This window comes from Paraburkholderia sp., assembly GCF_024281035.1.
In the GTDB taxonomy this organism is placed as follows: Bacteria; Pseudomonadota; Gammaproteobacteria; order Burkholderiales; family Burkholderiaceae; genus Paraburkholderia.
Map to the genome: position 1 here is coordinate 15,210 of NZ_JAMXLH010000044.1, position 14,994 is coordinate 30,203.

10 protein-coding genes and 1 pseudogene are annotated in these 14,994 nt (G+C 58.9%); 10 read left to right on the top strand and 1 reads right to left on the bottom strand.

Translation table 11 applies throughout. The annotated features are described in order from the left end of the window. Positions 1-3 precede the first annotated feature (3 nt). A complete protein-coding gene (locus tag Q0L30_RS14115) occupies positions 4-765 on the top strand; it encodes a glucose 1-dehydrogenase (protein ID WP_296657290.1) in 762 nt (253 codons plus the stop codon). A gap of 305 nt (positions 766-1,070) precedes the next feature. On the opposite strand, the gene Q0L30_RS14120 is transcribed toward Q0L30_RS14115, so the two are convergent. Then, positions 1,071-2,435 (bottom strand): aminotransferase class III-fold pyridoxal phosphate-dependent enzyme, encoded by a 1,365-nt coding sequence (locus Q0L30_RS14120; RefSeq protein ID WP_296657293.1) that lies wholly within the window; start codon positions 2,433-2,435, stop codon positions 1,071-1,073. A gap of 718 nt (positions 2,436-3,153) precedes the next feature. Here Q0L30_RS14120 and Q0L30_RS14125 point away from each other — a divergent pair. From Q0L30_RS14125 to Q0L30_RS14165, 9 genes and pseudogenes are all read left to right on the top strand, one after another. After that, positions 3,154-3,837 (top strand): TetR family transcriptional regulator C-terminal domain-containing protein, encoded by a 684-nt coding sequence (locus Q0L30_RS14125; RefSeq protein ID WP_296657294.1) that lies wholly within the window; start codon positions 3,154-3,156, stop codon positions 3,835-3,837. A gap of 844 nt (positions 3,838-4,681) precedes the next feature. After that, positions 4,682-5,647 carry an aminotransferase class IV gene (locus Q0L30_RS14130; protein ID WP_296657297.1) on the top strand — a complete coding sequence of 322 codons (966 nt, stop codon included), beginning with the start codon at positions 4,682-4,684 and terminating at the stop codon, positions 5,645-5,647. 308 nt (positions 5,648-5,955) lie between these two features. Continuing rightward, on the top strand, positions 5,956-6,633 hold the full coding sequence (locus Q0L30_RS14135) for a TetR/AcrR family transcriptional regulator (RefSeq protein WP_296657299.1): 678 nt from the start codon (positions 5,956-5,958) through the stop codon (positions 6,631-6,633). Positions 6,634-7,306: 673 nt separating this feature from the next. Then, the gene (locus tag Q0L30_RS14140) at positions 7,307-8,671 is read left to right on the top strand and encodes a DUF1329 domain-containing protein (protein ID WP_296657302.1); all 1,365 of its coding nucleotides are present in this window, start codon (positions 7,307-7,309) and stop codon (positions 8,669-8,671) included. 85 nt (positions 8,672-8,756) lie between these two features. Beyond that, positions 8,757-10,589 carry a DUF1302 domain-containing protein gene (locus Q0L30_RS14145; RefSeq protein WP_296657304.1) on the top strand — a complete coding sequence of 611 codons (1,833 nt, stop codon included), beginning with the start codon at positions 8,757-8,759 and terminating at the stop codon, positions 10,587-10,589. Positions 10,590-10,622: 33 nt separating this feature from the next. Continuing rightward, the gene (locus Q0L30_RS14150) at positions 10,623-12,983 is read left to right on the top strand and encodes an efflux RND transporter permease subunit (RefSeq protein ID WP_296657315.1); all 2,361 of its coding nucleotides are present in this window, start codon (positions 10,623-10,625) and stop codon (positions 12,981-12,983) included. Positions 12,984-13,001: 18 nt separating this feature from the next. Then, positions 13,002-13,967, top strand: coding sequence for a YCF48-related protein (locus Q0L30_RS14155; protein WP_296657317.1), 966 nt, complete (start codon positions 13,002-13,004; stop codon positions 13,965-13,967). 26 nt (positions 13,968-13,993) lie between these two features. Then, positions 13,994-14,731: a TetR/AcrR family transcriptional regulator gene (locus Q0L30_RS14160; protein WP_296657320.1), complete on the top strand. Its 738-nt coding sequence runs from the start codon at positions 13,994-13,996 to the stop codon at positions 14,729-14,731. Positions 14,732-14,782: 51 nt separating this feature from the next. Beyond that, positions 14,783-14,994 (top strand): annotated as a pseudogene (locus Q0L30_RS14165) (electron transfer flavoprotein subunit beta/FixA family protein); the annotation flags it as partial.

Sequence of the window (14,994 nt, forward strand, 5' to 3'; positions counted from 1 at the left end):
GGCATGATGCGTTTGCAAGGCAAGACTGCTCTGATTACCGGCGCAGGAAGCGGGCTCGGGCTAGCGACCGCCCGGGCGTTTGCGCGTGAAGGTGCGCGAGTCTATCTGACTGATGTCGACGGCGCTCGTGTGGAAGCCGAGGCAGCGAGTCTGTCATCGGAGGGGTATCTCGTGATGGCGATGGCGCACGATGTGACCCAGGAGGGTGACTGGGATCGTGTGATTGCTGCCACCGGGGCACTCGACGTGCTCGTCAATAATGCCGGCATCGCCCGCCTGGGCAGTGTTGAAGAGGTTTCCCTAAGAGACTGGCGGGCTTTACTGGACATCAACCTGGATGGCGTATTTCTCGGCACCCAGAAAGCTATTGGGGCAATGAAAGAGCGGGGTGGCTCAATCATCAATGTGTCCTCGATCGAAGGTCTCATTGGTGAACCGAACCTGGCGGCGTACAACGCAAGCAAGGGTGGCGTGCGCCTGCTGACCAAATCAGCGGCACTGCACTGTGCCGCAAAGGGCTACAACATTCGCGTTAATTCCTTGCACCCGGGTTATATCGCCACGCCGATGGTCGCTGGCGCATTGGCAACGCTTCCCAATGAGATGGCGAAGGCATTGCAGGCCGACATCGTTAACCGGATCCCGCTAGGTCGCCTTGCACAGGCGGACGAAATTGCCCCCGCACTGGTATTCCTTGCCTCGGATGATTCGAAGTATATGACGGGCTCCGAGCTTGTGATTGACGGTGGTTACACCGCGCGTTGACGCGCGCCGACCCTTGCAACGGGGGCTACGGCATCAGGCATCGGGCACCAGACGGCGCTGTGGTTTGCGCGTCGCGATTGGTTTGCTGGTATCGCTGATGTCGCACCGATGTCGATATATCGCGCGTTGGATCCTGTGTTTGGCGCGCAACGGGGATAGACTGCTGGCAAAAAAAAAGAACGGCTGGGGACATGCCGAAAGGCAAGGAGGGAATCTTTCGGTATGAATCCCAGCCGCGGGCGTATGACGCCCTTAAACGCTCATCGGGACCCTGCAACCGATGGAGCGGAGAAACATCTCGCGGTTTACGCGAGTGCGGCGTTGATCGCAGCTTCGAGGATTTTCATGCTTTCGTCGATCTGCTCCGCGGTGGTGATCAGTGGGAAAGTCATGCCAAGGACCGGGCCCATCGGGCGCGCGATCAGGCCACGGCCGAGTGCCTCATGGCCGACGCGCTCACAGAAAACCGTCAACTCTTCCTCGGAGTCGCCGCGGCAGAAGTCCAGTGCTGCCATGACGCCAACTGAACGTGCTTCGCCGACCACCGCGTTCTTTGCAAACTTTTCCATCCAGCGCGCCAAAGCCGGAGCAATGTTGTTGTTCACATTGTCGAGCAGATGATTCTCTTCAATCACGTCGATGTTGGCCAGTGCGACAGCGGCCCCTACCGGATGTCCGCAATTCGTGAAGCCATGCACGAATTCTTCATTGGCAGTCGCCAGCACGTCGGCGACTTTTTTGCTCACACCGACTGAAGACAGCGGGAAGTACGTCGACGTGATGCCCTTGGCCATCGTGATCATGTCCGGCTTGAAGCCGTAATGCTGATACGCAAACATCGAACCGGTTTTACCAAAACCCGTCACAACCTCGTCGGCGATGACGAAAATTTCGTGACGATTGCAGATTTCCTGGACGGCTTGAAGGTAGCCGATCGGCGGCATGATCATGCCGCCCGCGCCCTGGATCGGCTCGACGAAGAACGCGGCGATCTTGTCCGCGCCAATTTCCGTGATCTTCGCTTCGAGGTCGGCGGCGAGCTTGCGGATAAAGTCTTCCGACGACAGACCATTGCTGCAGCGGTAGGCGTAGGGAGCGCCAACGTGCTGAACAAGATGGTTAAGCGGCAGCTCGAACTGGAAATGATAGTGGGGTATGCCGGTCAGTGCGGTGGTGATCACCGTATTGCCGTGGTACGCGTATTCGCGCGCCAGCAGAATCTTGCGCTGCGATTGGCCCTTCAGGCGCCAGTAATAGTAGGCCAGTTTAACTGCCGACTCGTTGGCGTCCGAACCCGTCGATGCAAAGAAGAACTTCTCGAAGTCGTGATTTGTCAGTTCAGCCAGCTTCCTGGAAAGCAGTGCCGCTTTCTGGTTGCTCACACCGACAAAACAGTGCGAATACGATAGCTGTTTCATTTCAGCGTACGCCGCCTGGCACAGCTTTTCATTGCCGTAACCGATGTTCACACAGCCCAGGCCCGAAACGCCGTCAATGATTTTTTGACCGTGAATGTCGAGGTAGATCCCTTCGCCGCCGTCGATGAAGGTCGGGCCGTCATGTTCCAGGGTTTGGGGGTTCGTCACCGGGTGCAGATGGTGCTTGATATCCGCGCTCAGATAATCAGCGGCGCTTGTCGTGTTCACGGTGCCGGCTTGGTTTTCAGCCATTTTTCAGCTCCTACGGTTAGCTGGTCAACATATTCGAATCGCAGCAGATCTTCCATCCGGTCGCGTTCGGTGCGATTGGGGGAACGTTCTATGGCGACTTCGATCGCCTGCTGCGCTCAGACATCCCGCCTGATAGGGGCAGGGTTACTGTCCTCCCCATGTCGACGTTTTGGTCGTGTCCGTTTCTTGCGGCCCGAGTTATAGAACATCGTACCTAAGTTAGGCTATACAACCAATTAGGTCATAGTGACTAAGTTGGTAAAAAATAAAAAGACGGGGTATTCCCTGATCGATGCGCCGGATCCGATGCAAGGGGGGGGCAGACGGACGCTTCGTTTAAGGCGGTGCTCCGTGAAGTCTTTTTCGGAGCAGCGATGGCGGCGCAACGTGGACGCCGTTGGCGGTGGGCGCCAGGAGTTCGAGTACCGATCTTGTTGTGGGCGGCAACGGATTGCCCGGCGTTGGGCTTGAAGGGGCGGTGTTCAGTCAGAGCCCAGGGAATACTTCATTCGAGGTCGGCCACCACGATGGCCGCGCGACGCTGACCGCCGCCTTGATGGATGCTTCCGGAGAGTCCGATGGACCTCGGTGACGCAACGGGAGCTGTCCGCAGTGAGGGAAACTGCATGGTGTAAGATGTAGGCAAGTATACCTAGCTTACTGTTAGCGTCGTTACTTTTTATACCCGCGAGATCGATACGCCTTACTCAAAACGGAAATGACGACAGTGCCAAAAGAAGAGCCGCGCAAACGTCGCACATCAAAAACTGCATCTGCCGGCGCCGAACCCGGCAACTTGAGAGCGCAAGGGGTTCGGACGCGCAACGCGATTATCCGCATCTCAAGAAAGCTGTTGCTCGAAAGCGGCCCGATGGAATTCTCGCTACGTGCCGTTGCAGTTCGCGCACGCATCAGCGTAAGTAATCTCCAATATTATTTCCCGACGCGCGCAGCTGTGCTGCGCGCAATCATGGTGCCTCTGGTCGATAAGCATCTGGTCGAGCTGAGGGCCGCGCTCGAGAGCGATGCCCCGCCGGAGGAAACATTGGTTGCTTTGATCGATCGCGCCTTGCAGGACGCGAAAGATCCGCAGATTGGTGCGCTGTGGTGGAACTTCTTCGCGATTGCCTCGGCAGATCCCGAATGTGCTCAATTGCTCAACGACTGGTACGACACGTTGACGGATGAGGTTGCGAAACTGATCCGTGCGGCAAATCCCGCACGCACCGCCGCTGAGAGTTTGCACATCGCGGTCTTGTTGATTTCCATGGTCGATGGCGTCTCGGTGCATCTCGGCACGGAGCGGATCAAGCGACCGTACATGCAGAAATTCGATTCGTCATTTATGGCTGCAGCGCGCTACCTTGTTTTCGGGGAAGTCGCCGAGGAGAGAGGCCGCTAGCGGTTAATGCGCTGTGTCGCAATGATTCTCTGCGCCAGCCGCTCAACCACGCGGCCAGTCACGATGCTTCCCCGCCGTCCATCGAGCAGCGAGAAGTCGGTCGAATTCGCCACGGTTAACCTGCTCCGAGCCAGTGGCGTGTGACATCCGCCATGCGGCTCACGAAACCCCACTCGTAGTCGAACCACAGCATCGGATTTATCTGCCGCTGAGCGCTGACACGAGTCTGCGCACTGTCCACATCCGCTGCACAGTCACCCCGATGCGAGAGCCGCAGCCGCGCGCAGCCCGCAGCCCGCGTCCAGAACGGCCCGCTTCGTATAACGCCCGCAGGCAGCAACAGCCGATGCGAGCGCAACCATCGATCGCAACGCGCAGCGGCGCAGGAAAGAGGCGCGGCACGGCGTCATTCCTCAAGGGATGAATGCCGCAATTCTTTGCCGCACTCTCACGGTCGAATTCCCCCCCATTCCTGTCAAGACACGCTGCCGGACGTCACATATCCTCAGTGCATTGCGCATCCAGGACCTGATACGCAGGGTTGCCGAACACTCTGCTCATGCGATAAGAGGAGCGAGATCCTGACCGGAGCGAGGTGAGGCAGCCACCGATTTGTGTGGATATTAATCTACAATCAGGTAGCCTCGCAACGAGGCGGTTCACGTCCATATCCCTCGTTTCTCGTATCGTAAACCCTGTTGACGCCGTCGAATTGCCAATATAGCCTAGATAAAAATAGATTTTAATCTATTTTGTACGCGCCCTGCACCAGATCGCAGGACAACGTTCTCTTCTGGGCCCTGCCAGTGACCGGGCTCGCACACACCGACAAAAGAGGCAATTCATGGCACTCATCCGTGCAGAAGAAGTGATGTACAGCAGTGGAGCTCATCCTCGGCACAAGCACGCACCCGAATTCGAAGAGGGCGTCGCGTTTATGTCTGGCGAATACGTGCCCGTCGAGAAAGCGGGCGTATCCATCACCGACACCGGCTTTATGCAGGCAGACGGTACGTACGATGTAGTCAGTGTGAGCAAGGGTATGTTCTTCAGGCTCGAGGATCACCTGAATCGCTTCGAAAAAGGGTGCGGCCTGTTTCGTATGCGCAATCCCTATTCCAGGCAACAAATGCGTGAAATCCTGGAAAATCTGGTTCGTCTCTCCGGACTTCAGGATGCCTATGTCTGGTACGGTGTCACGCGCGGGCAGATGCCGCACACGGACCGAAACGACGTCAACCTGTACGAGTGCCAGTTTTACGCGTTTGTCATTCCCTATCTGTTCATCGCCGACGATCAAATGCGCGAGAAAGGGCTCTCACTGCACGTCAGTCAGAGCTACATCCGAATTCCTGAACGCGCAGTCGATCCGCGCGCAAAGAATTTTCACTGGATGGACCTGAAGCTCTCCCTGTTTGAAGCGAAAGATAACGGTCGGGACTGGTCGGTGCTGCTCGACGTCGACGGTTATCTTACCGAGTGCCCCGGGGCGAATATCTTCTTCATCAAGGACGGCCGCATCTGCACACCGGCAAATGGCTGTCTCGAAGGTATCACTCGCCTGTCTACGTTTGAACTGGCGAAGGAAGTCGGCCTCGAATTGGAGATCGGTCGCTTCCACGTCAGCGCACTCGAGGCCGCTGACGAAATCTTCCTTACCTCCACCGCCGGCGGCATCATCCCGATCCGCAGCCTCGGCGGAAAGTCGATTGCATCGAATCGCGAAGACTCCTTTACGAGGAAGATGCACGACCTCTATTGGACGAAGCGTTGGGCGGGCTGGCACGGAAAGCCTGTCACATACGACTGACAACAAGCCGTTTTCGCGAGGCCGCGGATTGCTATCTGTATAGCGTCAGCGCGAATTAACGCCCGGAGAAGCTTGCCGGGCGTTTTGCGTGGTGCGTTCCGTGCACGCTGAACGGCGCATCTAACGCAACGGGGCCCGCTGCAGCCGGGTGACGGTAGCTGCGCCCGGCTACGGCTAAAATATGGCAAACATGTCTGCGCAGCAACGATGTGACTGGTCGATGGCATCCGCGCCAGGCCCATATTTTTCTACATTAGTCCCGCAATCGAGGTGACCTCGGTCGGGTAGTTTTCCGGGAGGGCTGCTGAATGCCGGTCAAGGAAGTCATTGCTACTGTCACGCCCGACAAAGGCGATGGGGCAGTGCCCGCAATTCGGCGGCCAACACAGGATCGCGGGCGGCTGAAGTTCGACGCCATCCTCGACACCACTGAAAAATTGCTGGAGACAATGGAGCCGGGCGAGATCAGTCCGTATCACATCGCTGCTGCGATGCAGACGTCTCCTCCGACCATCTATCATTTTTTCCCCTCGGTTTCTCTGGTATTTGTTGCGCTCGCTGAACGATACCTTGCACGCTTCGAGGAGGTCATAAAATCCCTCGACGTCGTCGTTGGTTCCTGGCAGGAGTTTGACGCCGTCATGTCCAGGAAACTCGTCGCCATTTACCACGACAGCCCATCGGTCAGGAAGGTGATTCTTGGATCGTATTCGGCGGAGATTCGCCATCGAGACCTTGAGTGCGACAAGGTAGTGGCGAACGCAATTGTGGATGCACTGAGCAAGCGGTTCATCATGCCTGCGATCCCATCTCTCACGGATCGCTTTCTGGAGGCCATTGTAATTAGCGACGCACTCTTCGCACTATCCCTGCATCAGCACAACTTCATCACGCCGGAGGCGGAAGAAAACGCGAGACGTGCTCGCGTCAGCTATCTGCGAAACGTACTGCCTGAATATCTCGTCGTCACGGATGACGCACGTTAGCCAAACGCCCCCCGGCTAAGTCAAAGAACTGCGCCGGCTTTGGCGCAATCAGATTATCGGCCGCGCTGCCCGGGTCTGCATTGCCACGCTGATGGCGCCTGGTGGGGCGCGTCGTGGTCAGGAATGTTTACCATTCGGGCCATTTCCTCATCAAGCAACTTTTGGGGAGCAGAGGCCGCTGCTTCCAGTTCGCCACGCACATCGATCCTTCGCTAATTGACGTCCATGCACTCCGGTGCATACGGACGCTTCTTTGCGCGTCTGGACTCAAACCCTCGCTTCGCACTCCTTCCACCCTTCCATTTTCCTTTTGTTGCGCTTTCATTCTTCGGAGCATGGCCCGTTTTGCCGTCGCCATGCGCACAAAGCAGGGATTACCCGTCTTTTGTATATTTACTAATTTAGTCATCATGCACAACAAGTGAAGTGTGCCTAATATAGGTTCAATGTCCTACAAATTGCCGGGCTTCACGGCTCGATAGCGCGCTGATGGATGGTCACTATCTCGCCCTGTTTTCGAGGTGCCGAAATTCGCGTTTGCCGCGATGAAGTTCACGGAAATCAAGGGCGAAGCGATGTCGTTCGCGATGTCGGTTCAGGTGGTGTAGCTGGTAAGCCGCGGCGATCGATTGGGCAAATCGTTACCACGAAGGATGGAATCGGAAGGAGCACTATGATGACGAAGCACAGAATCGGGGTGGTATCTGCGATTGCAGCAGCGTTAATGATCCTGGCGGGGACCGCCGCTGCGGACGATCTCACGGCGGCCGGCGCCGAGCGTGCCGCCAGCAAGGATGGTCTCGTTCCAGCCTTTGCCGGCCGGGAAGCGACGCCAGCGGGTTGGACGTGGGGCGAGAACCGCGGCGACTTCTGGAAGCACAAAGGCGAGAAGCCCCTGTATTCGATCGATGCGGCGAACGTCGACAAATACGCGAGCCAGCTTTCGCCGGGGCAGGTGCAGCTCATCAAGCAGCTGAAGGGTTACCGGATGGATGTCTATCCGTCGCATCGCGAATGCCAGCTGCCCGATTTCGCCGAACAGAACTCGAAGACGAATCTGACGTCGGCGAAGCTCGATTCCACGGGCGAAAAGCTTCAGTCCGTTGCGCTTCCGGGTGTCGCGTTCCCGCAGCCAAAGACGGGCGCAGAAGCGGTTCTGAACTACGAAACGCGGTACCGCGGCGAAGGCATCGACTTTGGGAAATACGTCACGGCCATTTCGCCGCGCCCCGGCGGGAGCGACTGGATCGAGGTGGTCGGCCCGCAAATCTACTATTTCCCGAGCGGCAAGCCGGGCAAGGCCACGCCGCAGGACGTCGACCAGCTCAACTTCGGCGCTTACTTCGCGATGGAGTCCCCCGCGGCGCTGGCCGGCCAGTCCTTCGTACAGCGGCAATATTTCGACCGGGACCCGGAGACGTTCTACTACTTTCCTGGCCAACGTCGCGTGCGCCGGATGCCGGCCTATACGCACGACGCACCGCTAATCGGCTTCGAAAACCAGTACCTGATCGACGAGGCCAACATGTTCAACGGCTCCCTCGATCGCTTCAACTGGAAGCTGGTGGGCAAGCGCGAAATGATTGTGCCTTACAACGACTTCGGCCTGTACACCTTCAAGGACAAGCTGCATGACGTTGCGACGCCCACCGGCATCTCGCCCGATCACCGTCGTTACGAGGTGCACCGTGTATGGGTCGTCGAGGCAACGCTGAAATCTTCCTCGCGTCACGTGGATTCGAAAAAGATCCTGTATCTGGATGAGGACAGCTGGCTTGCACTGGTTGGCGAGGACTACGACGCCCAGGGCAAGCTCTGGAAGGTGCGCGAAAGTTATCCGATTCCGGCATGGGATATCGGTGGCGCATGCGACAACGAGCCGTTCGTGCAGTACGACCTGAATGATGGGCGCTACGTTTTCGATGAATCGACGATTGGCCTCGGCAAGGACGTCCACTGGTTCGAAAAGGTGGCCGACCCGCGCTTCAAGACTGACTTCTTCTCGGCAGAATCGCTGAGATCGGTCAGCGAGCGCTAAAGCGAATCCGGTGGGCAGGGGAGGGCTGGCGCGCGTCGGTGACGTGCGCCAGGGTAGACGTGGACGTTGACGTCGGGCTGAGAACATGAAGATGAAAATAACAGTTAGAAGAACTACCGTTTATCTGGCGGTTGTTGGTGCATTTGCAACAGCGAACGCGCATGCCTACGATTTCACGATGGGGTCGGGGGAAATCACGGGCTCGTGGGTCACCAACCTCACGGCGGGCGCAGGCATCCGCACCAAAAACCCGAGTTGCTCGTTGACGGGCGATCCGAACGCATTCAACTGCGGTGCGGCTGCCAACGTCAACCAGTGGGGCGCCAGCGACGACGGCAACCTGAATTACCGCAAGGGCCAGCCGTTCAGCACTTACATCAGTGCAACGTCTGAGCTGCTGTTCACGATGCCCAGCCAGGGGCTGAAGGCCATGATCCGCGGTACGGGCATGTACGACTTCCTCGCCGGGGACACGAATCGCACGCCCCTGTCGAGCACCGCGCGGGCGCAGGTCGTCTACAACGCGCAGTTGCTCGATCTTTGGGCGGAGAAGGACTTCACGATTGCCGGAAATTCGGCGCACGTGCGGCTGGGCAACCAGGTGATCAACTGGGGCGAGAGCATGTTCGCGCAGGGCGGCATCAACGCGACGAACTCGCTCGACGTGCAAAAGCTGCTGATTCCCGGCTCGCAACTGAAGCAGGCGTTGCTGCCGGCGCCGATGCTGAGCTTCGCGGCAGATCTAACGCATGGATTCAGCACCGAGGATTACTACCAGTTCTGGTGGAACGGAAACCGCTATCCGCCCGTGGGCAGTTACTGGTCCATTTCCAACAGTGTGGGTCGCGGCACGAGCCCGTTCACGGTGAGTACCAACAATTTGAACGCGCAGGGACCGGGTGCGGGCACGATCGCAGGGTCGAACAGCGGCAACTCGAACGTGCTCAATGCAATCAATAACGGGCTTGTCAACGGTGCGTTTGCCGGACCGCCGTTCAACAGCATTGGACTGCCGGTTGCCTGGCAGGCGCCGTCGAAGTACAAGCCGCAGTTCGGCGTGAAGTTCAACTATGCACCACGCTCGTTCGACGCCAACTTCGCGTTCTACTACCTGAATTACACGGACAAGGCACCTGTGCTTTCGTCGCTGGCCGACGGGTCCCTGAAGTGGTCCTATCTTCAGAACCGTCAGCTCTTCGGTGCCAGTGCGAATTTCGGCCTGGGCCAATGGGCGATCGGCACCGAGCTTTCGTACCGGCCGCATGATGCCGTTGCGCTGTCGTCCTGCTTTGGCGCGGGCGGACCGTTCGATCTGAACACCAATGGCACGTCGGGCCTCGACTGCCAGCAGTGGGCCGACATGAAGCGTTTCCAGTACGACATCAACGGTCTGCTGGCGCTGACGCGCAGCGAGTATCCGTTCCTCAAACTGCTGGGCGCGGATTCGGCAACGCTGACCTGGGAACTCACCTGGATCTACTACCCGGGACTCAGTTCGAATGGTGTGACGCGCACCGTCAATGGCCAGGCGGTTACGCAGATTCCGCAGGCCGGCTACATGACGTGGCTGAACAACGGTTCGACGCTCGGCTATCCGATTGCCGCGGCACAGGGCACGGCAAGCTCGGCGGGTGTCACGCTCGATTTCAACTGGACTTATGACGGCACGCTGATTCACGGCTGGCAGGTGACACCGGGTTTGACCTTCTCGGACGGACTCTACGGGTACACGCCGACGTTCACGGGAAACTACATGCAGGGTGCGAAGTCGCTGAATCTTTATGTGCTGTTCAATCAAAATCCAACGGTGTGGCAAGCGGGCATCAACTACACGATGTTCTGGGGCGGGCATAACACCGTGGGGCAGCCTTATGCGGACCGGAATTTTGTCGGGATATTCGCCACGCGCAATTTCTGACGACGCCGTTGAATCACCTGAAGGGGTAATGTTGTGCTGAATCGCTTCGTCAAATTGCTGGAACGGGTGCTTTTCGGGCACCGCCTGGTGGTACTGGGGGGCATCGGCCTGTTCACTGTCATCATGGCCGCGTTTGCCGTGCAATTGCGCATGGACGCCGGTTTTGAAAAACAGATGCCGATCGGCCACGAATACATCCAGACTTTCCAGAAATATCGGTCTGATCTGCTGGGCGCAAACCGGATCACCGTCGTCGTGCGTGCGCGAAAAGGGACGATCTGGACGAAGGCGGGCCTCACGCGGCTGTACAAGGTGACGCAGGCGGTGACCTATCTGCCTAACGTGGACCGCGTCGGTGTGCAGTCGTTGTGGACGCCCAATGCCTACGTCAACGAAATCACGGACGAGGGCTTCCGCGCCGAGCCGATCATTTCAGGCACGATTACCCCCGGTCAGCTTCAACCGGACGTCATCGGAAAGATTCGCCGTGCAACGACGGTGGGCGGTTATATCGGCACGCTCGTTTCTCATAACGAAGACAGTGCAATGATTACCGCGGAGCTCAACGAGCGCGACCGAAACGGCAAGGTACTCGACTACGTGGCGTTCAACCACCTGCTCGAAGCGCAGATCCGCAAACCGTTCGAGGACGCGGGGTTCGAGGTTCAGATCATTGGCTTTGCCAAGCAGATCGGCGATATTGCCGATGGCGCCACAGCAGTGCTCGGCTTCTGCGCCATTGCGCTGCTGCTTACCGCACTCGCTGTCTACTGGTACTGTCACTCGGTGCGGTTCACGGTGCTGCTGATCTTGTGCTCGCTCACTTCGCTCGTGTGGCAATTCGGCACGCTCAAACTATTGGGTTTCGGTCTTGATCCGCTCGCGGTGCTCGTCCCGTTTCTGGTATTTGCGATCGGCGTATCGCACGGCGTTCAGCAGGTGAATTTCATCGTGCGGGAGCTTGCGCACGGTAAAACATCGTTCGACGCGGCGCGCAACAGCTTCAGCGGGCTTCTGATTCCTGGCGTGCTGGCGCTCGTGACGGCCCTGGTGTCGTTTATCACGCTGCTGCTGATCCCGATTCCGATGGTACGGGAGCTTGCCATCACGGCCTCGCTCGGGGTGGGCTACAAGATCGTGACGAACCTTGTGCTGTTGCCGGTGGCCGCGTCGTGCTTCCACTTCAAGAAAGGCTACGCGGAGAAGGCATTGAAACGCGGCGAGCGGCGCGGACGCTGGCTGCGATTCCTGGCACGAGTGGCGCAGCCCCGATACGCGGAGGTTGCGGTCGCGCTGACGTTGGTGGTATTCGGGCTGGCGGCCTGGCAAAGCCGTGATCGCGTGATCGGCACGCTTCAGCCGGGTGCGCCCGAGTTGCGCGCGAGCGCGCGTTTCAATCGCGATGCGACGTCGATTGCGTCGAGCTACGACATCGGCCTCGACTGGCTCTCAGTCGTAATCGAATCGTCCGGCAACGCCTGCGATAACGCAGCGGTCGGCCTGTACGGGGACGAATTTACCAGTGCCATGCGCACGGAGCCAGGCGTCGTATCGGTGGAGTCGTATTCGGCCGCGCTGCGCCGTTATAACCAGGGCTACAACGAGGACTATCCGAAGATGAACGTCGTGCCGATCGACCCGGGAAACTACGGGTCGGTATCGGTGGATGTGGGACGCGCGAAGGGCTTCATGCGGGCGGATTGCAGCATGACGGCCGTGCATCTGTTCCTGACCGACCACAAGGCAACGACGCTCAGTCAAATCCTGACCGACGTGAAGGCATATCGGGCGACGCATCCGTTCCCGGGCATCACCGTGCGCCTCGCCGCGGGCAACGCGGGCGTGCTGGCGGCCACGAATGAAGAGGTGGCCGCGAGCGAGCTGCCGATGATGCTGAATGTGTACGCGGCGATCCTGATCCTCGTGTTCCTTGCGTACCGCGACTGGCGCGCGATGCTGGCGTGCTGCCTGCCGCTAACGGTAGCGACATTCATCGGCTACTGGTTCATGAAAGAGCTGCAGATCGGCCTGACTGTCGCGACGCTGCCGGTGATGGTGCTGGCTGTGGGTATCGGCGTGGATTACGCGTTTTATATCTATAACCGCTTGCAGGTGCATCTGGCGGGCGGTTTCAGCATTGCGAAGGCGGTCGAATTCGCGATGCAGGAGGTGGGAGTGGCGACGATATTTACGGCGATCACGCTGGCGATTGGTGTCGCGACATGGAGCTTCTCCGCGCTGAAGTTCCAGGCGGACATGGGGAAACTGCTGGCGTTCATGTTCCTCGTGAACCTGCTGATGGCGATGACGGCGTTGCCTGCGCTCGCTTCGGTGCTTGAGCGTTGGTTCCCGCGCCGCAAACCGGCGCGCGCGCCGGGCCTTTTTAGCCATTGAAATTCGCGGGAGCGAATCATGATCAAGATGTTGGTAGCCTGCGCGATGCTCTGCGCCAGCGCAGTCGCTTTTGCCCAGCCTCAAGGAACCGTTGCGAACTGGGCGGCAAAACCCGCGCACAAGTGGGACCAGCCGAGCCACATGATGCTGCTGGACGCCGCCCGCGCGGGCAAGCGTATCGTGGCAGTCGGCGAGCACGGCGTAATACTTCTTTCGGATGACGAGGGAAAAACGTGGCGGCAGGCGAGCCGCGTGCCGGTCTCCGCCACGCTTTCCGCCGTCAATTTTGCGGATGCGCAGCATGGGTGGGCCGTGGGGCAGTGGGGCGTCATCCTCGTGAGCAGCGACGGCGGCGAGACGTGGCAGACGCAGCGTATGGACCTCTCCGTGGACCAGCCGCTATTTTCCGTGCTGTTCACGAGCGAGAAAGATGGGATTGCGGCGGGGCTATGGTCGCTGATGCTTGCGACGCACGATGGCGGGAAAACCTGGACGAAGCTGAAGGTGCCGGCGCCGCCGGGCGCCACCAGGGCGGATCGCAATCTTTACCATCTTTTTGCCGACCATAAGGGGGCGCTGTACGTCACCTCGGAGCAGGGAATGGTGCTCAAGTCGACTGACGGCGGCGCAAACTGGAACTATCTATCGACAGGCGGCAAGGGGACGCTGTGGGCGGGCGTGGTGTTGCCCGGCGGACGCATCGTCGTAGGCGGCCTGCTCGGAAGTATGTTCCAGAGTGACGACAGTGGCACGACGTGGTCTCCGGTGGATGCAGGCGCCAGGAGTTCGATCACCTGGTTGGGCACCACGCCGGGCGGTCTGATGGGCGTCGGACTGGACGGGCTGATGGTCAGCAAGCGCGAAGGCGCTACATCGTTCGAAGTCCACCATCGCGAAGATCGCGCGGCCCTCACTGCGGCCCTGATCGATGCCGCCGGGAAGCCGGTCATGTTCTCGGAGCACGGTGTGCTGCCCGTTCGCTAGCTCCATTCAAGACGGAAGTGAAGACAGTGCCAAACGAACAGCACAGTAGCCGCAAACGCCGCGCGTTGGACGTTGCGCCCTCGGGAGCCGCGCCGCACGGCCTGAGAGCGCAGGGGGTACGGACGCACAACGCCATTATCCGGATCGCAACGAAGGCCCTGCTCGAAGATGGTCTGCTGGATTTCTCGCTGCGGTCGGTGGCGCTTCGCGCAGGAATCAGTGTCAGTAATCTGCAGTATTACTTTCCAACCAGACTGGACGTGATGCGGGCCGTTATGACGCCCCTTGTAGAGAGCTATATCCATGATCTGAAACAGGCGCTCGAAAGCAACGCGTCGCCGCGTGAATCGCTTGATGCGATTCTCGATCGAACCTTGCGTGACGTGAAGGATTCGAAGGTTGTCGCGCTGTGGTGGCATTTTTTCTCGATCGCAGCCGCGGATCCCGGATGTGCCCGATTGCTCGACGACTGGTATGAAACGGTGACGGCCGATCTCGCGAAGCTCATTCGGATTGCCGATCCGGCCCGCACGGAAACCGGGAGTGCGCACATTGCGGTGTTGCTCATTTCGATGGTGGACGGCTTGACCGTGCATCTCGGAAGCGCACGTAGCAATCGCGCTTACATGCATGGGCTCGAGGAGAAATATCTTGCGACGGCCCGAGCCCTGGTGTGCGGGAAGTCGCCGGAGACAGAGGCAGCCCCGCGATTTTTTGACGGCGCGAGGAATCGGCGAAGTGGTGCAGGCAAGGGTGTTGGGTGACGGTAAGAGTGTCGGGCGGCGTGAGTGCCTTGAAATGGAGAAGGAAGGGATATGAAGGTATTGGTGGCAGTTAAACGCGTAGTCGATTACAACGTGAAAGTCCGCGTGAAGTCGGACGGCACGGGCGTCGATATCTCGAACGTGAAGATGTCGATGAACCCGTTCGATGAAATCGCCGTGGAAGAGGCGGTGCGTCTGAAAGAAGCGGGTATCGCAACCGAAGTGATCGCCGTGTCGTGCGGCGTCGCGCAGGCGCAGGAAAC